Origin of the sequence: Flavobacterium azooxidireducens, from assembly GCF_023195775.1 — a bacterium.
In the GTDB taxonomy this organism is placed as follows: domain Bacteria; phylum Bacteroidota; class Bacteroidia; order Flavobacteriales; family Flavobacteriaceae; genus Flavobacterium; species Flavobacterium azooxidireducens.
The window spans coordinates 3,648,904-3,670,263 of sequence record NZ_CP096205.1; the positions used below are offsets into that span (position 1 = coordinate 3,648,904).

Consider the following 21,360-nt stretch of genomic DNA (forward strand, 5'->3'; position numbering starts at 1 on the left):
ATTAAGGCACAAAGTTTTACATTATTGCTACTGTGACTGCGACAGAAAACTCCTAACTCCTATCTTCCATCTTCCATCTTCCATCTTCCATCTTCCATCCCTTCAAAACTTAATTTATAGTTAAATAACTAAATTTATAGTTGTGTAACTAAAAAAATAGTTGTAGGTTTGTTTTAAACTTTACAATTATGCAAAAGCTCACGAATAAAGAAGAAGAAATTATGCACATTTTATGGAAGCTGGAAAAAGCTTTTGTAAAAGATGTGATGGCGGAAATCACAGAAGATCAACCGCACTACAACACTTTGTCAACCATTATTAGGAATTTGGAAGAGAAAGGATATGTTTCGCATCAAGCGTATGGAAACACGCACCAGTACTTCCCTATCATTAGCAAGGAAAAATACCGGAAGGCATTTATGAATAATGCGATTGAGCATTATTTTAACAACTCGTATAAGAGTATGGTTTCGTTTTTTGCGGAAGAAGAAAAAATTTCTGCCGAAGAACTCAGAGAGATTTTGGCTATCATCGAGAAAAAGAAATAATATGGAAAACTGGTTGATTTATTTCGCAAAAGTAAATGGTTTACTAGTCGTATTCTATTTGATGTATGTTCTGTTTTTAAGAAAGGAAACTTTCTTTACATCCAACCGTTGGTATTTAATTTTGGGATTGATTTCTTCGTTCGTTTTGCCATTGATAACATTTACAAAAACCGTTTGGGTGGAATCAAAACCGGTAGTTTTTGAAGAAATGTCAATTTATCAACCGGTTTTAATTGAAAATGTAACTGAAGTTGAAAAAGCAATCAATTGGAACGAAATACTAATCGCTTTTTATTCACTTGTTGCACTAGTTGTGTTGTTGAAAATAGGTTTTGAAATTGCTTCTTTCTTTAGAAACATCAAAAAGCAGGAAAGAAAAAAAGAAGAGCATTTTACATTAGTCAATTCTTCTACGACCGACAATCCTTTTTCGTTTTTTAGTTATATCGTTGTAAATCAAGAACAATTTTCTGAAGAAGAATTACATCATATTCTCATTCACGAATCCATTCACGTGAAACAAAAACATTCTTTTGATGTTATATTTTCAAGAATTATCTGTGCCATTTTATGGATAAACCCAGTAGTTTGGCTTTATCGAAAAGCAATCATTCAAAACTTAGAATTCATCGCAGACCATCAAACTTATTTAACCATTAATAACAAATATGCTTATCAAAAAACCTTATTAAAAGTTGTAATCAGCAACAATCAATCAGCAATCACCAATCAATTTTTTCAATCATTAATCAAAAAACGAATCGTTATGTTAAACACAAATCAATCACACAAAAAGAAATCTTGGAAATATGCAGTCATACTTCCTTTTTTAATTGCTTTTACGCTTTTATTTCAAATTGAAACAGTCGCTCAAGCGAAAGAAAATGAAGTGGATGAAGCTACGTATGCTGTTTCTTCCAACTATTCATCTATTCTAACCAAGAATACAACAGACAAAGAAATTAAAGAATTACAAGAAACATTTTCAGACGAAAATCAGAAACTGAAAATTTCAAATGTAAAGAGAAATAAGAATAATGAAATTATAGCGATTAAACTAGAATTCGATTTTGGAAAAACGTATAATCGTGTTATGGAACGTAAGTCTGATAAACCAATTGATAATATAAAAATCTATGTCAATTCTGATGAAGATGATGATGATTTAGCTTATGGTTTTGAAGAGGTTAATACTACTCCAAATGATGTTATTTTTATTGAAGAAAAGAAGCCAAAAGAAAAACATTTGAGTATGGATAACCTGACTAGAAATGGAAAAGAAATTATTTTAATTATTAATGGAAATGTAAAAGGTGCCGAAGAAAAAGTTAAAATAGATTTAGATGGTGAGTTGAGTGATATGAAAGAAATCTCAGCGAGTGAATTTGAAAAAAAATACAATAAAAAAGCAGATAAAAATAAACTTTATTATGAAATTGAAACAGCAAATGCAGCTAATATTAGCACCAATAAAAATAAAGTTGTTATAGGTAGTTATAAAAATACTGATGAAGTTTTCAAAGCGGACGACACTACTAATAAACTTTATATCATCAACGGAAAAGAATATTTAAAAAGTGAATTACCAAAAGGAACCACAATTTCATTAGAAGGTAGTATAACTGATTTAGATAAAGAAGAAGGCATAAAAAGATATGGGCAAAAAGGAAAAGACGGTGTTATAATTGTTGATGGTACTGCAAAATTTATTTCGACTGATGAAAAAAGTTTAAATGGCCATGGTGTTTCCTATGAAGATTCGGAAGTTAATAATAAAATCAAACAAATAAAAGAGAACAAAAATAAAGCTTTGATTATTTATGATGGAAAGGAAGTGAGTCTAGCTGAATTAAGTAGCATTAATCCTGCAGAAATTTCGACAGTAGCCGCAATGAAAGTTCCAACAGAAAATGCACAAAAAAAATATGGAGACAAAGCAAAAAATGGAGTTATTATTGTTGAATCTAAAGAATACTATATAAAAAACAACCCTCTTTCAAAAATAAATGATGATTTTGAAAATAAAAAACAAATGGAATTAAAAGCACAAGAAAATTCTAAATTAACTGAATCTGAAAGGGAAGAAAGAATGAAAGAGAGAAATGAGAAAATAGAGGAAAGAAAAAAACTAATGGAAGAAAGAAAAAAGAAAATGGATGAAAGAAAAAGAGAATCACGAAAAAAACAATAACATTGAAAACCAAACGGCTACCATCATTGATAGCCGTTTTTTTTTGTATTTTTGTTAAAAATGGAAAATGTACTCACTTTTAGCACAACTTAACAAAATGTTATTGCCAAGTTTTAGCAAGCAACAACTAGATTTAACCAAAGCCAAAAAATGGCAAATGGCGATTATCGGTTGGCGATATTTTGTGACGACACGAGCTTTGGATAAAAATAATTAATACGTTATCGCCGCAAATACAGGATAATCTTTTACTTTTTCTCTTCCGTTTAAGAAGGATAATTCCATTATAAAGTTCAGTTGAACGATTTCACCGCCTAATTGTTCTACTAATTCACAAACGGCTTTCGCAGTTCCGCCGGTGGCTAAAACATCGTCGTGAATTAAAACTTTATCTCCTTTTTGAATTGCATCAATGTGAATTTCCAACGAATCTGAACCATATTCCAATTCATAGGACGCCGAAATGGTTTCAAAAGGAAGTTTTTTAGGTTTTCGCACCTGAATAAACCTGCTTTTAATTCCTGTGCCAAAAGCATTGCGAAGAAGAAACCACGGTGTTCGACACCCACCACTTTATCAATTTTTTGATTACTTAAACTTTCTAAAAGAAATTGTAAGCATTCTGCAGTCGCTTCGGAACTACTCAGAAACGGCGTAATGTCCTTAAAAACAATACCCTTTTTCGGAAAGTCAACTATGTCACGAATATATTTTTCTAAAGCCATAAAAAATTGATTTTTAAAGTAAAATTGAGAACAAATATGACAATAGAGCGGAAAAAGATAAACTTTACTATGAAGTTAATATTATTAAGTTGTCAATGGTTAAAGGAAATTATAACGAATCGGCTAAACCAACGGAAGCCAAAGAAAAAAACTCTTTCAGTTACAGTTTTTCCTATGAAACTTCAGAACCGGAGAGAAATGTTAATCTTATAAAGGAAAATAAGTCAGTTGATTTCAAAAAAGGAGTTATCTATTTTGATGGAAAATAAATCAAATAAAAAACCGTCTCAAATTTCAGTATTGAGACGGCTTCTTTAAGTATTAATAAGCTACCAATTCCAACAACTCTTTTTCAAATCGTTCTTTAGGTAAATATTGATCTTCCAATGCTTTTACGAATGGAATCGGTGATTCTAAACTGCCCACTCTACGAACGGGACCATCTAAATGCTCGAAACAATTCTCCATAATCATTGACGAAATATCGCTTGAAATTCCACCAAAAATAGTATCTTCTTGAAGGATGATACATTTGTTTGTTTTCTTGACAGATGCGTAAATAGCTTCTATATCCAAAGGTTGCAATGTTCTTAAATCCAATAAATCAGCATTAATTTCAGGATGTTTAGATAATGTCTCCAAAGCCCAATGAACTCCCGCTCCAAACGAAATAATAGTGACTTGCGAACCTTCTTTCAGCAAAGCTGCTTTTCCAAACGGAATTGTATAATAATCTGTCGGAACATCTTGATAAACACTTCTGTATAATTGTTTATGCTCAAAAAACATGACAGGATTCGGGTCGTTGATAGCAGTGTTCAACAAACCTTTCACATCATAGGGAAAAGCAGGATAAACCACTTTTAAACCAGGGGTTTTAGTAAACCAAGCTTCGTTCGTTTGCGAGTGAAACGGTCCGGCTTGCGTTCCGCCACCACAAGGCATTCGAACAACAACATCGGCTTTTTCATTCCAACGGTAATGTTGCTTTGCTAATAAATTCACAATCGGGTTAAATCCTGTAGAAACAAAATCAGCAAACTGCATTTCTACAATCGCTTTGTGTCCGTTGATGGATAATCCCATTCCGGCAGAAACCACGGCACTTTCACAAATCGGAGTATTTCGCACACGATCTTTTCCAAAAAGTTTTACAAAACCGTCCGTTACTTTAAAAGCTCCACCGTATTCAGCAATGTCTTGACCCATAATCACCAAGTTGGGATGACGTTCCATTGATTGCTTCAAACTTTGCGTAATCGCATCGATTACACGGATATTTTCTGTAGAATTAGAATGTTTAAATTCTTCAAAATCATATGGTTTATACACATCATTTAATTCTTCACTTAAATCAGCTACAAAATCCGGTTCATCAAAAACAAGACGAATGTGTTCGTCCATTTCTTGTTTGAATGCGGTTCGAATAGCATCGTCATAATCATTAGTAAGCAATCCGATTTCTTTCAAATATTCTCTGTAATTATCGATTGGGTCTTTTTGAGCCCACTCATCCATTAAGTCTTGCGGAACGTATTTGGTACCACTCGCCTCTTCGTGTCCACGCATTCTAAACGTTTGAAATTCCAATAAAACCGGTCTTGGATTATCACGAAGTGAAGCCTTTAAATCGGACACTTTTGTGAATACTTCCAAAATATTATTTCCATCAATTATATGACTTTCCATACCGTAGCCAATGCCTTTATCGGCCAAATTTGCACAACGGTATTGCTCGTTAGTTGGTGTTGAAAGTCCGTAACCATTATTTTCAATCACAAACAAAACAGGTAAATCCCAAACGGCAGCAATGTTTAATGCTTCGTGAAAATCGCCTTCGCTGGTAGCTCCTTCTCCTGTGAAAACCGCAGTAACTTTACCATTCTTTTGGAGCTTATTGGCTAATGCAATTCCGTCTGCCACACCTAATTGCGGACCCAAATGCGAGATCATTCCAATGATTTTATATTCTTGTGTTCCAAAGTGAAACGAACGGTCGCGACCTTTGGTAAAACCACTTTTCTTCCCTTGCCATTGAGCAAATAACCTTTGCAACGGAATATCTCTGGTGGTAAAAACGCCTAAATTTCTGTGCATTGGTAAAATGTATTCATCTCTGTCCAACGCAGAAGTAATTCCTACCGAAATGGCTTCCTGTCCAATACCTGAAAACCATTTGGAAATCTTACCCTGACGAAGTAAGATGAGCATTTTTTCTTCAATTAAACGTGGTTTCAGTAATCGAATATATAAATCAAGAAGAGTCGTGTCGGAAAGATTTTTTCTGTCGAAAAGCATAGTTTGGGTGTTTTAAAACGCTCCCAAAAGTACAAAAAATAACAAATTCTAATCGTTTTGTGATACTTTTTTATAAAACGTTTTTGCGACTGTTGATAACTTTCAATTTTGCATAACAAAATATTTATTTACATTTGTATTTACAAGCATTCAACTCACTTTGAGTTATTAACAAATAATAATTTTAGTATGCAAAACATTCCTAGTGTTGACTTGCGTGATTTCCTGTCGGATGAACCGGCACGTAAACAAAAATTTGTAAATGAAATCGGAAAAGCTTTCGAAGAAATAGGCTTCGTAGCACTTAAAGGTCATTTTTTAGATGACAAATTGGTTGATGAATTATATGGCGAAATTAGAAATTTCTTCGCTTTACCCTTAGAAACCAAATACAGTTATGAGATTCCAGGAATTGGAGGTCAACGTGGCTATGTATCGTTCGGAAAAGAACACGCAAAAGGCAAAAAGGAAGGCGATTTAAAAGAATTTTGGCACTTTGGTCAATATGTGAGCAAAGATTCAAAATATGCCGCTGAATATCCTGATAATGTTGAAGTAAAAGAGCTTCCTCGTTTTAACGAAGTTGGTAAAGAAGCTTATCAAATGCTGGAAAAAACAGGTATTTATGTGTTGAGAGCATTGGCTTTGCATTTAGGTCTTGACGAATTCTATTTTGATAAATACGGTAGAGAAGGAAACTCAATTTTAAGACCAATTCACTATCCACCAATTACTTCAGAACCTGAAAATGCTATTCGTGCGGCTGCTCACGGCGATATTAATTTGATTACCTTATTGATGGGTGCTCAAGGAAAAGGGTTACAAGTACAAAACCACAATGGAGACTGGATTGATGCAATTGCTGAACCGGATGAATTAGTGATTAATGTAGGTGATATGTTGTCACGTCATACAAACAATAAATTAAAATCTACCATTCATCAAGTAGTAAATCCACCTAGAGAATTGTGGGGAACTTCACGTTATTCTATCCCATTTTTTATGCATCCGGTAAGTGATATGCGTTTGGATGTATTGGAAAATTGTATTGATGAAAATAATCCCAAATTATACGAAGACATTTCTGCTGGAGAATTTTTGCACGAACGTTTGGTTGATTTGGGATTGATTAAGAAGTAATTTACATTTGAATTATTATAAACCAAATCTCATCTTTTTGGGGTTTGGTTTTTGTTTTTGAAATAATGCTACACGCCATTTTAGAACGCAGATTTGACAGATTCGCTAAAGCGAAACGCTGATTTTTACAGATATAAACCATAAAAAATAACTATATGCACTTATTACACAAAGAATTAACAGCACTCATTTTAAAAACATTTTATGAAGTATATAATGAACTAGGATACGGATTTCTGGAAAAAGTTTACCAAAATGCTTTATTTTTAGAATTAAAAGAAAAAGGTTTAAATGTTGTTCCCAACAAGAAGATTAGAGTTTTTTATAAAGGAAATAATGTTGGTGATTATTATTCCGACTTAATCGTTAATGATACTGTTATATTAGAATTAAAAGCAGCTGAATGCGTAGTTGATGAGTTTGAAACACAATTATTAAACTATTTGAGAGCAACAGACTGCGAAGTTGGTTTGTTACTTAATTTTGGTAAAAAGCCTGAATTCAGAAGAAAAGTATTTGAAAATAAAAGAAAGATAAGAAAAAATCCGTTTTAATCAGATCCTTGCGAAGCAAATCCGTCCCGATAGCAATCGGGATCAGCGTTTCGCTTTAGCGAATCTGTCAAATCCGCGTTCTAAATAAATAATACTATGCACGATTTAAGTGAACAACTCAAAAAACTCTTCCCCGACCATCAACCTTCCAACGAACCGGAACAAGTTGATGAAACACCACACGAATTATACGTTCAAAAAGAACCGATAATTTGTCAATACGAAAAACGAAAAGGCAAACCAACCACGATTATTTCAGGTTATGAAGGAACCGATGAAGACTTCAAAATCTTAGCCAAAGAAATAAAGAGTAAATTTGCCGTTGGCGGAAGTTTCAAAGACGGTGAAATCATCATTCAAGGTGATTACCGTGATAAAATAATGAAATTTCTACAAGAAAAAGGATTTAAAACCAAACGTGTAGGAGGATAGTTTTTTGCTTCAAGTTTAAAGTTTCAAGTTATTTTGAATCTACCTCAGAACCTTAGTTCCTCAGCACCTTAGCACCTTAAAAAAATGATACAATCATCCGAATTAATATTAAACCCCGACGGCAGTGTTTATCACTTAAACTTACTACCGGAACAAATTGCTCACGACATTATTTTTGTAGGTGATCAAAATCGGGTAGAAAAAATCACTAAACATTTCGATTCCATTGAATTTTCAACACAAAAAAGAGAATTCAAAACGCAAACCGGAATTTATAAAGGCAAACGAATGTCCGTAATGTCAACCGGAATTGGTCCGGATAATATTGATATTGTGATGAACGAACTCGATGCGTTAGTCAATATCGATTTAAAAACCAGAACTATAAAAGAAAAACTCACTTCGTTAAACATTGTCCGAATTGGAACTTCCGGTTCATTGCAAGCTGATATTTCAGTGGATAGTTTTGTGATGAGTGCGTATGGTTTGGGATTAGACAATATGCTTCGCTCCTACTTAATCGATGCTGTTTCCGAAAAAGACATTGAAGATGCTTTTATCAATCAAACGAATTGGGATTTACGAAAAGGTCGTCCGTACGTAATTAAAGGAAGTGAATCGTTAGCCAAAAAATTTGAAAGCAAGCAAATTCATAAAGGTTTCACCGGAACAGCAGGCGGATTTTACGGTCCACAAGGGCGAGTTTTACGTTTAAATATTCAAGATGCTGACTTAAATTCTAAAATGGATTCGTTTAATTACAATGGTATTCAAATGACTAATTTAGAAATGGAAACCGCTGCAATTTATGGCTTAGGTAAATTGTTAGGACACGAATGTTTATCGTTGAATGCAATTATTGCCAATCGTGCAAATGGAACATTTAGCGAAGATCCTTATAAAGCGGTTGATGCATTAATTGAATATGCGTTGGATAAATTGGCTGAAAAATAATATTGAGCAGAGAAAACGGATTTCAAAAATTAGGGAAATTTTTAAAATTATTTTAATTTCTTAAATCAGTGTTCCAAAAAATAACAAATGAATTTACAAATCGAAACCAAACGTCTCCTACTTCGCCCTCTTGAATTAAACGATGCCGAAGACTTTTTTGAAATGGATAACAATCCAAGCGTTCACAAATACCTTTGGCAAAAGCCTTCACAAGATATTAGTGAAACGATAAAAACAATTGAATACGTTCAACAGCAATATCGTGAAAATAAAATTGGACGTTTTGCAACAATTCTCAAAGAAACCGGCGAATTCATTGGTTGGACAGGGATAAAATTTGTCAACGACCACGAAGAAAACGGCAACACCAATTTCTATGATTACGGTTATCGTTTAAATGAAAAATTTTGGAACAAAGGTTATGCCACCGAAGCTTCTATTGCGTGGTTAGACTATGGTTTTAATCAAATGAACATTGAAAAAATGCACGCTTATACTCACGCTGAAAACGGAGCATCCAATCATGTTTTACAGAAAGTAGGCTTTCAATTTATGGAAGATTATCCGGATAAAGATGGCGTGATTTGGAAATGGTGGATGATGTGTAGGGACAAGTCGCGACTTGTCCGTACTGGTAATTTAGATAAATAAAAAAATAGAAACCAAAAAAAATGAAAACCATCAAAATAGCAGGCGTTCCCGAACATTTCAATTTACCTTGGCATTTGTGCATTGAAAACGGTGAATTTGAAGAAGCCGGAATCGATTTACAATGGACAGATGTTCCCGAAGGAACCGGAAAAATGTGTCAACTTCTTCGTGATGGTGAAACCGATATTGCTGTTATTTTAACCGAAGGAATTGTGAAAGACATCTCAGCCGGAAATCCATCCAAGATCGTTCAAATTTATGTGGAAAGTCCGCTCATTTGGGGAATTCACGTTGATGCAAAATCAAATTATACTTCACTTTCTGATTTAGAAAACACAAAAGTTGCAATTAGTCGATTAGGTTCAGGATCTCATTTAATGGCGATTGTAAATGCTCAAAATCAAGGTTGGAAAACAAATGGTTTGCAGTTTGAAATCGTCAACACAATTGATGGTGCTGTTGAAGCATTATCCAATGGAAAAGCCGATTATTTTATGTGGGAAAAATTTATGACAAAACCGTTGGTTGATAATGGAACTTTCCGCAGAATTGCCGACTGCCCTACTCCGTGGCCTTGTTTTGTTATTGCGGTTCGCAACGAAATTCTCGAAAAACATCCGCAAACTATCGAATTGATTTTAGAAATCATCAATACAACAACCGAAGAGTTCAAAGACATTCCGAGTATCAACAGAACATTGGCTAGTAGATTTAATCAAAAAACGGAAGACATTGATTCTTGGTTACTTCAAACCAAATGGTCGCAAAAAAATATAACTTCGGAAACGTTAAACAAAATTCAAAATCAGCTATTTGAGCTAAGTCTTATCGATAAAAAAAGTACTTTTGCTGAAATCGTGCACGCCTTTTAGCATTTTGACGTTTCTATGTAAATGAATCTATTCGGAACACTTAAGTATCAAGAATTAAAAACTAAATTCCAGGTCAAAAAACCTTGGGATGATGTGATTATTTTTGTACTTAATATTCTGATTGCGATTCCGATTTTTATCATCATTCATCAAAATTTAAAAGATCCTGAATGGTATTTTCACTTAGATCGAATTCTAATTGCTCTTGTTTTATTAGTTCTTATTCAATTGATTTTGAGGTTGGTACGAACAATTCTTATCATTTTCGTAGCTGTTTATTTAATTGTTTTATTGTATGGAACCGTTTTCAGCGGATATGGTTTTCAAGCCGTTTTTCAAGATTATGGCTATATGATTTATTCGATGTCGGAAAATCCGAATCCGCAAGATTTAATGATTTCTAAACTTCTTCCGTTTCCCAATAAAAATCAGATTCTAAAAGCCATTGAATATGATAATCCGCAAGTACGCAATTTTGCTCTAACAGCCACTACTTTGCATTTTAAAGATATAAAAGGTCAGCAAGAACATCGAAAAATGATTCAGTGTTTTGCAGTTTTTAAAGAAATAAGAAACCGTTGGAACTACGTAAACGACCCAAAAGGACAAGAATATATTGCACATGCGACGGAAAGTTTAATCCATTTTTCCGGCGATTGTGATGATCATGCTATTTTGATGGCAGCTTGCATTCGAGCAGTTGGCGGTACTCCACGCCTCATTCACACGGGCGGACACATTTATCCTGAAATGCTTGTGGGCAAAAGAAGTGATTTAGAAGCGGCAGTTTATCTCATCAAAGAAGTACTTTTTGTAACCGAAAGTAAAAACAAAGAAATTCACTATCACATTGATGAACGTGGTCAAATTTGGTTAAACTTAGATTATACCGCTCGTTATCCCGGCGGACCATTTATGTCAGAAGAAATCCTTGGAGCTTTAACACTAAACTAATTGTTTATCGAGATTATGGTTAAATTTTTTCTTTCCAAGCAAGCTTTTTATATATTTACATCATATAAACCCCAAAAAATGAAAAAATTTATTTTTATCTTTTTAATTTTCACCCAAATTTCATTTGCTCAGGAAAATAATTCTTCTGATTTGGGTAAAAATGAAATCAAGTTTGATGTTGTTTCTCTAGTCGCTTTAGGAAAAATTCATGTGAGTTATGAACGATTCATTAGTAATGATTTTTCAGTTGGATTAAGCGGAAATTTTAACCAAAGTAAATCGAGAGAAGATGACTTTGAAAACGGCAAAAACCGAACATTAGAAGAGTATCAAATTATTCCGTTTGTGCGATATTCGTTATCAAAAAGTCAGATTCGCTATTATTTTGTCGAAGTTTTTGTGTCAGCCAACCAAGGAAAATACCGCGAATTAGAACGTTTACTTGATCAAAACAACAATGCTTACTATCAAGCTGTTCAAAAAGAATATTCTGATTTTGCAGTCGGTGCTGCGGTTGGACACAAGTTTTATATCAAAGAAAAATTTGGTATTGATATTTTTGTTGGAATGGGAAAAAACCTTTTCAGCAGTGGCGAAAGTCCTGATATAATTTCTCGTGTGGGTGTTAATTTAGGTTACCGATTTTAATAAAATTTGATATGAAAACAATAAAATATACATTTCTTCTTGCTTTAATAACACTTTCAATTTCCTGTAGTAAGGAAGATGAAGAGTTTTATAATGCCGTTTATACCACCATTCCGAATTTGGTTTCTATTGAAGTGCAACCTAATTATGAAGTTAACGATGTTCTTTGGTTGAATACGAATGCTTTTTCAAGGTATTTATCCGAACCAAATCAAACTACACTTTTAGATGTTTATCGTACAACTAATTCGCAAAAATTCAGTTTTATCTATCGTTTAGAAAAACAAGTAGACGGAAATTGGGAAGTTGTTTCTGTTGGAAATAATTTTGTTGAAGATCAAGGTTCTATGAGCATTGGAAATTATGTTACCGTCAATGCCATTTATAATTCAAATGCAGAAGCCTATGAATTTCGTGGAGGATTACGATTAACAGAAGCCGGACAATATCGAATTGGGTTTTTCAGTGGTTACAACGGTTCAGATTTTGATATTATTTCAGATAGTTCAAATAATTCAACCTTTTTAACTATTGCAACATCAGCAAATGATGTAACAAATGGATTTTATACTTTCACTGTCAACTAAAACCATTTTTTTCGTCTAAAATAATAAATCATTGCTAAAACAATAAGAAACATAACTCCCAATGTGATGAAATATCCGTTGGGAGATTTTAATTCCGGGATGTTTTCAAAATTCATTCCATAAACACCCACTATAAATGTAAGGGGAATAAAGACGACAGAAACAATCGTAAGTGTCTTCATAATTTCATTCATACGATGACTTTGAGCGGAAAAATAAAAACTGGACGCACTTTCCAACGAATTCATATCATAATCAATCTGTTCCAAAAGCTCTAAACTCTTTTGATGCAAACGAGCAAAAAAGGTGAAATTAGACTTTTCAATTCCGTTAAAATCATCATCATCTTGAATGGATTTTAAATTAAAAAGTGAATCTTTTAAAGGAACTAAAGCTCGTTTTAAAAAGTTTAAATCCTCGCTACATTTCTCAATTCGAACTAAAACATCTTGACTTTCATTTACTTTTGCTTCAATTTGTAATTGTTCGATTAACTCTTCATATTTTTCAATGGTAATGTAAAAGTTTTCCATCACTGCATCCAACATCAAATAAAGCAAAAAATCGTTTTTCTTTTTACATACAATTCCGGAATTGGTTTTAATTCGTTCACGAATGTGCGTAAAAAAATCGCCTCTTTTTTCCTGAAAAGAAACCAACAAATTATCCTTTAAAATGAAACTTATTTGCTCAACGTGTACACTAGGTGCATTATTTTCGGGTAAAATTGATTTGATGCTAAAAAACAACACTTCACCCAATTCTTCCATTCGGGTTCGTTTCGTCACATTTAAAATATCAGCCGCAATATGATTTTCAATTTGAAGAATATCTACAATTTTTTTAATCAATTCAATATCGTGTAAACCGTGAATATTTAACCATTTAACATCTTCAGAATGAAGTAATTCTTCAATTTGAACTTGATCTAAATTTAAATCAGTCGTTTCAGTGTATGATTCTGAATTATAAACAAACAATTGCATTTCTACCGGATGATCTTTGTGTTGTCCGGTATATTCAAAATAATTGGGTTGAACTTTTCTGCCTTTTTTATATTTTAATCGCTTCATGTGTTATTATTTTTTATAAAAATAAGCGATTTAATTTTTTCATTCTATTTTTACAGAAAATATTTTTCATTATGCAGACACTTATCATCAATATTAAAGAACTTATTCAAATCAGAGAAATCGGAATTCAGAAAGTATCCGGTAGCGAAATGGCGAATTTACCTCTACTGAGAAATGCTTTTTTATTGATTGAAAATGATTTGATAGCCGATTTTGGTTTGATGAGCGATTGCCCTACTCTACCCAATGCAAAAATCATCGATGCTTCAGAGAAAGTGGTGCTACCAACTTGGTGCGACAGTCATACTCATTTGGTCTATGCAGGAAATCGTGTGCAAGAATTTGTAGATCGAATTAATGGATTGAGTTATGAAGAAATTGCCAATCGCGGTGGCGGAATATTAAATTCAGCTCAAAAACTCAATGAAACTAGTGAAAATGAAATTTATGAACAATCAAAGGTTCGTTTAGAAGAAGTTATGAAATTAGGAACCGGAGCCATCGAAATTAAATCCGGATATGGATTGACTGTTGAAGGCGAAATCAAAATGCTACGGGTAATCAGACGTTTAGCAGAAAATTATCCCATCAAAATAAAAGCAACTTTTTTGGGAGCTCATGCCTTTCCGAAAGAATATAAAGAAAATCATTCCGGTTATATTGATTTGATAATCAATGAAATGTTACCAAAAATTGCTGAAGAAAATTTGGCAGATTATATCGATGCTTTTCTCGAAACTGGGTATTTTTCTGTAGAAGAAACCGAACGAATTATGGAAGCCGGAAAAAAATACGGTTTAATTTCTAAAATTCACGTAAATCAGTTTACAGCCATTAACGGAATTGCTGCTTGTGTGAAGCACAATGCCTTATCAGTTGACCATCTTGAAATTGTAACCGACGAAGATATTGAAATACTTAAAAACTCTCAAACAATGCCGGTCGCTTTGCCGTCGTGCAGTTATTTTATCAGCATTCCATACACACCAGCACGAAAAATGATGGCTGCCGGATTGCCATTAGCTTTAGCAACTGATTATAATCCGGGAACAACACCTTCGGGAAATATGAATTTTGTGGTAGCAACGGCTTGCATTAAAATGAAAATGACTCCGGAAGAAGCCATTAATGCCGCAACAATCAATGGTGCCTATGCGATGGGAATTTCAGATTCGCACGGAAGTATAACAAAAGGTAAAAAAGCGAATTTAATTATTACCAAACCTATTCATTCGTTTTATCAATTGCCGTATGAATTTGGAAGTAATTTGATTGAGAATGTTTTCATAGAAGGAAAAATTATTTAAATAGAACTATGAAATATTATATTTCAATATTAGTGATAATGACATTTTCTAGTTGTCAATTCATTTTGCCAACTGCATCTATTGATGGAGATCCAATTGAACAAAAACTAAATGATAACTTTTACATTTCTGATTATTGTTTAGAAGACAATTATTGTTTACTTGAAAAAAATCAGAATTATGTTTATGAAATGAAAATTGAAAATATTGATAGCATTTGCTTTATTGATAAAAATGAAATTTATCTTCATTCAAATGAAAAATATTATTTAATTTCTGAAAGAGATATAGTAGAAATTGATAGAATAAACTACAAGATGGTAAGTATTAATAATTATCTAAATAATTGATAATGTTTTAAAAACAAAAAAGGAGCAACTTTTCAGTGCTCCTTTTAAATTTATTGTTTAAAATCTTATTTCAAAGAAAAACTTGTTTTTCCAACTAATTCTCCTTTGTCAAAAATGTTTACAAAGTAAGTTCCTTTTTCAAAGTTTTCACCAGGAAGATTTTCAGAAACATTTACTGTACTGTTTTCATACTGAACGGTAGAAACAAAACTATAAGTTAATGATTGCTCACCAAATTCTGCGATTTTTTTCTCACCTAAAACATTGTTTTTACTGTCAATTACTTGAATGTAATAGGATTTATCACCTGATTTAGCCACTTTGTTTTCGGCAATCGTAAAGCTTACTTTCAAAATATCTGCTCTGCTAGCTCTTTCTGTAGCCACTTCTTTTCCTGAATTTCTTACTTTAAAAGCTCCTGTTTTTAAATTCAAAATCGAAAGTTTAGATGCTTTTTCTACAGTTTTAGATAATTCTTCATTTTGACCAGTCAATACTTGGTTGTACTGTTGAGCTTCAACTAGAATAGTTTTAGTGCTGTCAATTTCAGTAGATAAATCTTGATTCAATTTCTTTAAAGCATCATTTTCCTGAATCAAAACATTCATTTTGTTTTGTAAATCAGCCACTTGACTTTTATATCTGCTCATTGAAGCAGCATCGCCTTTTGCTTTTTTAACTTCTTCCATTAATTTAACCACTTTGTCACGCTCAGCGATTAATTCTTCAGACATCGATGTGTTTTCAGCAATTGCTGCATCATAAGTAGTTTTCAATTGAGCTAATTCTGCCAAAGCTGTTTCTTTTTCTGTTGATACAGAAGATAATTCAGTTTCTACTTTTTTAGAATCAGAACTCATTTTAAACATATAGCCCAAACTGGCTAATAGCAAAAGTGATAATACTAGGATTATCGCTTTTAGTTTTGAATTGTTGTTGTTTTGGTTTTCCATTTTTTAAGTTGATTTTAGGCAAAGTTAAATTTATTTTAGATTCGTTTTGCATAACCATAACGTTATTTTGCATAAAAATAGTATTTTTGAATGCAATTATTTTTTTATGGAAAACCTAGTTCCGTTTACTTCCATTGATTTGGGAAAAATTACCAATCACAGAAGTGGTGAAATTAAATTTGGCGAAAAAATGCTTACTATTCCGAAAGGAGTTGATCCAATAGCGTTTTTAACCGAAAGTAAAGCCAAGTTTGTTTTATTCGGAATTCCGGAAGACATTGGAGTGCGAGCTAATTTTGGTCGTCCCGGAGCAGCTTCGGCTTGGCAAAGTGCTATCAGAAGCATTGCTAACATTCAGCACAACCGTTTTTGCAAAGGAAGTCAGCTTTTGATTTTAGGCTCATTAGACGTAGCAGAAGATTTAAAGATAGCCGAAAAACTTGATTTTTTAAATGTTGATGATAGAAAAACCTTTTCAACCTTAGTTGAAAAAATTGATAAAGAAGTTTCACATATTATATTCAACATTGTCAAAGCCGGAAAAATTCCGATTGTTATTGGTGGCGGACATAATAATGCCTACGGAAATATTAAAGGAACCGCTTTAGCGAAAGGAAAACCTATCAACGCAGTGAATCTTGATGCTCATTCCGATTTTAGAATTTTGGAAGGAAGACACAGCGGCAACGGATTTTCATATGCTTTTGACGAAGGTTTTTTGAAAAAGTATTTCATTTATGGTTTACACGAAAGTTATACGTCTAAAAATGTATTATTGCGTTTGAAAGATTTAGAAGATCGCGTTCGTTTTAATACCTATGACGAAATTGCCATCCGAAAAGTAAAAAACTTTGAACAAGAACTCAATCAGGCTTTAACTTTTATAAAAAATGATTTTTTTGGGATAGAAATCGATTTAGATTCACTTCCTAATATTGCCAGCAGTGCGATGACGCCAAGTGGATTTTCGGTAGAACAAACACGTCAATTTATTCATCATTTTGGGCAACACGCCAATGCGGCTTACTTACACATCTGCGAAGGAGCTCCCGATTTATCCGATGAAAAAAATCCGCAATTGATTGGAAAATTGATTGGTTATTTGATTACTGATTTTATGAAAGCTAAGAGTGTGTTGGAGATTTAATATGATTTTTATATGACGAAATTATTTCTATTAATTACTATAATTTTAAGTGTAAGTTGTTCTGATAAGAAAGATAGTTACAAAAATCCTTTAACCGAAACAGTGGTAAATAATAGAAATTTTGGTAAAGAACTTTATCAAAATGAATTTTTAAAGTATTCAGATACTCTAAAATTAGATTCTCTTAAACATAATTTAATTAACGAATTTGATATATATAACGAAGATATTTTTAGATTAATTCATGTTGATGCAGAGGAACTAGCGGAATTTAGTTTTGATTTTTTTCTGCCTAATCTAAATAAAGTTTTGAAAAAAAGAAGTTTTGAAATTTCAATTCGTAAAAGTGATCAAATTGAATTTAATAACACGATTTTCATCAATGAAGAAGAAATAATGCTTTATTCTCAATATGATTTAGAAAATTATACTTTTTGGGATGTTGCTCCGAGAAGATTCTTTAGTAAAATAAATGAACTTTTGAAAAAACAAAATAGTAATGAAAAGTTCTTTTTACTTTACGAAGGAAATGATTTACATGTTATTTTATTAACTGAAAAGCAGTTTAAAATTATCTGTGAAAAATACGAATATAATAAAAGAGATATACCCTATTTACCATAATTATTATCCTCGGAATTGCTTACCTACCTACATAGCCTATACTCTCACAAAATTACCCTATCTTTGCCGGCAAATAAAATATTATGACTTTTCAGGATTTAAATCTACTTCAAAATATACAACATGCCTTGTCTGACGAAGGCTATACAACGCCTACTCCTATTCAACAACAAGCCATTCCGGTAATTTTAGAAGGAAATGATTTGGTTGGATGTGCTCAAACCGGTACCGGAAAAACGGCCGCTTTTGCTATTCCGATTCTGAATTTGTTGCACAGAATTGTTGGTTCGGCTCAAAAACGCAAAAATATTCGTGCGTTAGTAGTTACACCAACACGAGAATTAGCTATTCAAATTGGTGAAAGTTTTGAAACCTATGGTCGTTATACTAATATTCGTCAACTCACTATTTTTGGTGGTGTAAGCCAAGTTCCGCAAGTAGATCAGTTAAAAAAAGGTGTTGATGTTTTGATTGTTACACCCGGTCGTTTGCTGGATTTACACAAACAAGGTTTTATCGATTTAGACCATTTGCATACATTGGTTTTAGACGAAGCCGATCAAATGTTAGACATGGGTTTTATAAATGATGTAAAGAAAATAATCAAATTAACTCCGGATAACAGACAAACTCTATTGTTTTCGGCTACCATGCCAATTGCCATTAGAGAATTGGCCGATAGCTTTTTGACCAAACCAAAATATGTTTCGGTTACACCAATTTCATCTACGGCTGAAACGGTTGAACAACACATTTACTTTGTAAATAAAGAAGACAAACGAAAATTATTATATCATTTAATTCGAAATGAAGGCTTGAAGCAATTATTAGTCTTTAGCCGAACCAAGCACGGAGCCGATAATGTGGTAAAAGCCTTGAAGAAAAACGGTGTAAATGCCGAAGCGATTCACGGAGATAAATCGCAATCTGCTCGTCAACGTGTTTTGGAAGCATTCAAAAAGAATGAAATTTCAGTTTTAGTCGCTACCGATATTGCTGCTCGCGGAATTGACATTGAAAGTTTGCCATATGTTTTGAACTTCGATTTACCTAATATTCCTGAAACGTATGTTCACCGAATTGGTCGAACAGGTCGTGCAGGAAACGGCGGAATTTCAATCTCTTTTTGTGGAAAAGACGAAGAAGTATATTGGAAAGACATTCAAAAATTGGTGAAAGTAAATGTAAAAACCATCAAAGATCATCCGTATCCTTGGAATGATGTTGAACCGGTTATTGAACCAGAGAAAAAAGATTATAGAAATACGAAGAAAGCAACTCCTTCTCGTAAATCAGATGTTTCTAAAAAGAACAAAAAACGCTGGTACTAATCGTTATTTCGTTTCACTAACGTTTCAATACTGTAAATTAATTTCGATGGTTCGAATGGTTTGATCAACACGTCATTCATTCCGGCAGAAATCGCTTCTTCTGAAATTTCATCTTTGGCAAATGCTGTTAAAGCGATGATTGGAATAGTAATTCCTTTTTTTCTGATTAACCTAGTTGTGTCAAATCCGTTGATGAGTGGCATGTTTATATCCATCAGAACTACATCAAATTGTTCTTTTGACAACGCTTCCATGGCAGCATAACCATCATCTACAATTACGGTTTTAAAATTATTTTTCTCCATAATTTTACGCGTAACCATTTGGTTTATTTTGTTGTCTTCCACCACTAAAACTTTGTAAACCATATCGCTGGACAAATCGACTTTGATGTCGTTGATAATTTCATTTACTTTGGTCATATCAGAATCAAAAGCAATTGTAAACGTAAATTTTGTTCCTTTTCCTTCTTCACTTTCAACAAAAATTTCACTTTTAAAGATAGTAACTAATTTTTTTACGATGGAAAGTCCTAAACCGGCACCTTGATAATCGTCTTCTTTTCGATCAATTTGAACGAATTTATCAAATATTTTTGAAAGATCTTTCTCTGCAATTCCAACGCCGGTGTCTTCAACTTCAAACTTAACGAAGCAAAATGTACCTTCTCTTTTCTCTAAATTCGCTTTGATTCGAACTTCTCCGTTTTGTGTAAATTTAAGTGCGTTTGAAACTAAATTCATCAAAATCTGCGACAAACGTAGTTTATCTCCAACCAAATAATCAGGAATAGAATCGTCAATCATTGTCACCACTTTATTACTATTGCGGTTGGCTATAAATGAAAGTGAATTGGAAACCATATTGATTTCATCATGAATATTCATCGTTAGGTTTTCTAAAACGACTTTATTTTCTTCAATTTTATTAATTTGAAGCAAATCATTTACCAACGACAAAAGGTAACGAGCAGAAAATTTCAAAGAGTTCAAATGCGGACTATCGGCCAACTCTTTATGTTCATCGGATAACATATTGGTTATTCCAACTACGCCATAAAGCGGTGTTCGCAATTCATGACTGATGGTAGAAATAAATTGTGTTTTGAGTTTTGATGCCTCTTCTGCTTTTTCTTTGGCAATTTTCAGTTCTTCATTTTTAACTTCTAAATAATCGTTTACTTTTCTCCTGAAAATATTATTTCGATATAAAATATAAAGCAAAAACATCATTAACATTAAAAACACAAGAATTAAAGAAACAATAATTTTTGTCTTTTTTAAATTTTCCGATTGAAGAAGTTTTTCTTTGTTGATGGCAGACAATTCTCTTTTTGACTCGTCTAAAGCGATATCCATTCCAATAATTTTGGCATTTTTGATTTTTTCTAAATCGAAAATTTCGTTTTTCAAAATTTGATGTTTTTCTAAAAATGTATAAGCTTCTTCATGCTTTCCAACATCAAATAAAAATTTAGAATAATCATTGTAAGAATCAGACAAATAGATTTTTGAATTATTTTCTTCGCCAATTCGAATAGCCTCTTTAAAATTAAATTCGGCTTGTTCGTACTCTTTTAGATAGTGGTATTTTTTTCCTAAAAGAATGTATAAATAACCTTGTACATCAACAATTCGAATCTTATCACGATTTTTTTCTACATAATCAAGATGGACAATTCCCTTTTTATATTCTTTTTCTTCAAAATAAAGCGACGTTAAATTTAGTTTTGATAAGACAACCGAATAGACATTATTGATTTTTTCAGAAATGGCAATGGATTGATTATAGTAGTCTATTGCTTTCGGAAAATCTTTTTTTCTATAAAAATAAATATTGCCAATGTTATTAAAAACAGCTGCTTTGAGTGTATCATTCGAGGCTTTTTCAAAATGATAAACCGATTTATCATAATACTCCAATGCTTTATCAATCTCTACAATTTCCTCATAATTTCCAGCAATCGTGTTATACGACCGAGCAATTAAGTCGTCGTTTTTCATTTGCAAAGCAAAATTTAA

The 21,360-nt window shown here is 32.7% G+C and carries 22 protein-coding genes and 1 pseudogene; 18 read left to right on the forward strand and 5 right to left on the reverse strand.

Features of this window, described 5'->3' with window-relative positions; translation table 11 throughout:
* Positions 1 to 188 precede the first annotated feature (188 nt).
* The 3 genes from M0M57_RS15815 to M0M57_RS15825 all read left to right on the forward strand — a co-directional run bounded on the left by M0M57_RS15815 (position 189) and on the right by M0M57_RS15825 (position 2,956).
* Positions 189 to 548 carry a BlaI/MecI/CopY family transcriptional regulator gene (locus M0M57_RS15815; RefSeq protein ID WP_248434070.1) on the forward strand — a complete coding sequence of 120 codons (360 nt, stop codon included), beginning with the start codon at positions 189 to 191 and terminating at the stop codon, positions 546 to 548.
* Between the two features lies 1 nt (position 549).
* Complete coding sequence (locus tag M0M57_RS15820) at positions 550 to 2,739, forward strand: M56 family metallopeptidase (RefSeq protein ID WP_248434071.1); 2,190 nt, start codon at positions 550 to 552, stop codon at positions 2,737 to 2,739.
* Between the two features lie 67 nt (positions 2,740 to 2,806).
* Complete coding sequence (locus M0M57_RS15825) at positions 2,807 to 2,956, forward strand: SsrA-binding protein (RefSeq protein ID WP_248434072.1); 150 nt, start codon at positions 2,807 to 2,809, stop codon at positions 2,954 to 2,956.
* On the opposite strand, the pseudogene M0M57_RS15830 reads toward M0M57_RS15825, so the two are convergent.
* Positions 2,953 to 3,464 (reverse strand): annotated as a pseudogene (locus tag M0M57_RS15830) (adenine phosphoribosyltransferase). The gene M0M57_RS15825 and the pseudogene M0M57_RS15830 sit on opposite strands and share 4 nt — an antisense overlap.
* Before the next feature lie 95 nt (positions 3,465 to 3,559).
* Between M0M57_RS15830 and M0M57_RS15835 the strand changes: the two are divergent.
* On the forward strand, positions 3,560 to 3,733 hold the full coding sequence (locus M0M57_RS15835; RefSeq protein WP_248434073.1) for a hypothetical protein: 174 nt from the start codon (positions 3,560 to 3,562) through the stop codon (positions 3,731 to 3,733).
* Between the two features lie 52 nt (positions 3,734 to 3,785).
* Here the strand turns inward: M0M57_RS15835 and M0M57_RS15840 are convergent, their stop codons facing one another.
* On the reverse strand, positions 3,786 to 5,762 hold the full coding sequence (locus M0M57_RS15840; RefSeq protein WP_248434074.1) for an alpha-ketoacid dehydrogenase subunit alpha/beta: 1,977 nt from the start codon (positions 5,760 to 5,762) through the stop codon (positions 3,786 to 3,788).
* A 189-nt stretch (positions 5,763 to 5,951) separates the two neighbouring features.
* On the opposite strand from M0M57_RS15840, the gene M0M57_RS15845 reads away from it, so the two are divergent.
* From M0M57_RS15845 to M0M57_RS15885, 9 genes are all read left to right on the forward strand, one after another.
* Positions 5,952 to 6,902: an isopenicillin N synthase family dioxygenase gene (locus M0M57_RS15845; protein ID WP_248434075.1), complete on the forward strand. Its 951-nt coding sequence runs from the start codon at positions 5,952 to 5,954 to the stop codon at positions 6,900 to 6,902.
* Between the two features lie 155 nt (positions 6,903 to 7,057).
* Complete coding sequence (locus M0M57_RS15850; RefSeq protein ID WP_248434076.1) at positions 7,058 to 7,456, forward strand: GxxExxY protein; 399 nt, start codon at positions 7,058 to 7,060, stop codon at positions 7,454 to 7,456.
* Between the two features lie 96 nt (positions 7,457 to 7,552).
* Positions 7,553 to 7,888 carry a translation initiation factor gene (locus M0M57_RS15855; RefSeq protein WP_248434077.1) on the forward strand — a complete coding sequence of 112 codons (336 nt, stop codon included), beginning with the start codon at positions 7,553 to 7,555 and terminating at the stop codon, positions 7,886 to 7,888.
* Between the two features lie 84 nt (positions 7,889 to 7,972).
* A complete protein-coding gene (locus M0M57_RS15860; RefSeq protein ID WP_248434078.1) occupies positions 7,973 to 8,842 on the forward strand; it encodes a nucleoside phosphorylase in 870 nt (289 codons plus the stop codon).
* 87 nt (positions 8,843 to 8,929) lie between these two features.
* Positions 8,930 to 9,493 carry a GNAT family N-acetyltransferase gene (locus tag M0M57_RS15865; protein WP_248434079.1) on the forward strand — a complete coding sequence of 188 codons (564 nt, stop codon included), beginning with the start codon at positions 8,930 to 8,932 and terminating at the stop codon, positions 9,491 to 9,493.
* A gap of 20 nt (positions 9,494 to 9,513) precedes the next feature.
* Entirely contained in the window at positions 9,514 to 10,365 is an 852-nt protein-coding gene (locus M0M57_RS15870) for a substrate-binding domain-containing protein (protein WP_248434080.1), read from the forward strand.
* A gap of 21 nt (positions 10,366 to 10,386) precedes the next feature.
* Entirely contained in the window at positions 10,387 to 11,319 is a 933-nt protein-coding gene (locus M0M57_RS15875; protein WP_248434081.1) for a transglutaminase domain-containing protein, read from the forward strand.
* A 78-nt stretch (positions 11,320 to 11,397) separates the two neighbouring features.
* On the forward strand, positions 11,398 to 11,967 hold the full coding sequence (locus tag M0M57_RS15880; protein ID WP_248434082.1) for a DUF3575 domain-containing protein: 570 nt from the start codon (positions 11,398 to 11,400) through the stop codon (positions 11,965 to 11,967).
* Positions 11,968 to 11,978: 11 nt separating this feature from the next.
* On the forward strand, positions 11,979 to 12,554 hold the full coding sequence (locus M0M57_RS15885) for a hypothetical protein (protein WP_248434083.1): 576 nt from the start codon (positions 11,979 to 11,981) through the stop codon (positions 12,552 to 12,554).
* Here the strand turns inward: M0M57_RS15885 and corA are convergent.
* Complete coding sequence (gene corA, locus M0M57_RS15890; RefSeq protein ID WP_248434084.1) at positions 12,551 to 13,627, reverse strand: magnesium/cobalt transporter CorA; 1,077 nt, start codon at positions 13,625 to 13,627, stop codon at positions 12,551 to 12,553. The genes M0M57_RS15885 and corA overlap by 4 nt on opposite strands.
* Positions 13,628 to 13,698: 71 nt before the next feature.
* On the opposite strand from corA, the gene hutI reads away from it, so the two are divergent.
* Together hutI and M0M57_RS15900 are read left to right on the forward strand one after the other, a co-directional pair.
* Positions 13,699 to 14,934 carry an imidazolonepropionase gene (hutI, locus tag M0M57_RS15895; RefSeq protein WP_248434085.1) on the forward strand — a complete coding sequence of 412 codons (1,236 nt, stop codon included), beginning with the start codon at positions 13,699 to 13,701 and terminating at the stop codon, positions 14,932 to 14,934.
* 38 nt (positions 14,935 to 14,972) lie between these two features.
* Positions 14,973 to 15,284, forward strand: coding sequence for a hypothetical protein (locus M0M57_RS15900; RefSeq protein ID WP_248434086.1), 312 nt, complete (start codon positions 14,973 to 14,975; stop codon positions 15,282 to 15,284).
* A 65-nt stretch (positions 15,285 to 15,349) separates the two neighbouring features.
* Here M0M57_RS15900 and M0M57_RS15905 read toward each other — a convergent pair whose 3' ends face one another.
* A complete protein-coding gene (locus M0M57_RS15905) occupies positions 15,350 to 16,237 on the reverse strand; it encodes a hypothetical protein (RefSeq protein WP_248434087.1) in 888 nt (295 codons plus the stop codon).
* Between the two features lie 106 nt (positions 16,238 to 16,343).
* Here M0M57_RS15905 and M0M57_RS15910 point away from each other — a divergent pair, with 106 nt between their 5' ends.
* From M0M57_RS15910 to M0M57_RS15920, 3 genes are all read left to right on the forward strand, one after another.
* Entirely contained in the window at positions 16,344 to 17,384 is a 1,041-nt protein-coding gene (locus tag M0M57_RS15910) for a formimidoylglutamase (RefSeq protein ID WP_248434088.1), read from the forward strand.
* A gap of 12 nt (positions 17,385 to 17,396) precedes the next feature.
* A complete protein-coding gene (locus M0M57_RS15915; RefSeq protein WP_248434089.1) occupies positions 17,397 to 18,008 on the forward strand; it encodes a hypothetical protein in 612 nt (203 codons plus the stop codon).
* An 83-nt stretch (positions 18,009 to 18,091) separates the two neighbouring features.
* Entirely contained in the window at positions 18,092 to 19,339 is a 1,248-nt protein-coding gene (locus M0M57_RS15920) for a DEAD/DEAH box helicase (RefSeq protein WP_248434090.1), read from the forward strand.
* Here the strand turns inward: M0M57_RS15920 and M0M57_RS15925 are convergent.
* A complete protein-coding gene (locus M0M57_RS15925) occupies positions 19,336 to 21,342 on the reverse strand; it encodes a tetratricopeptide repeat-containing hybrid sensor histidine kinase/response regulator (protein ID WP_248434091.1) in 2,007 nt (668 codons plus the stop codon). The genes M0M57_RS15920 and M0M57_RS15925 overlap by 4 nt on opposite strands.
* Between the last annotated feature and the right edge of the window lie 18 nt (positions 21,343 to 21,360).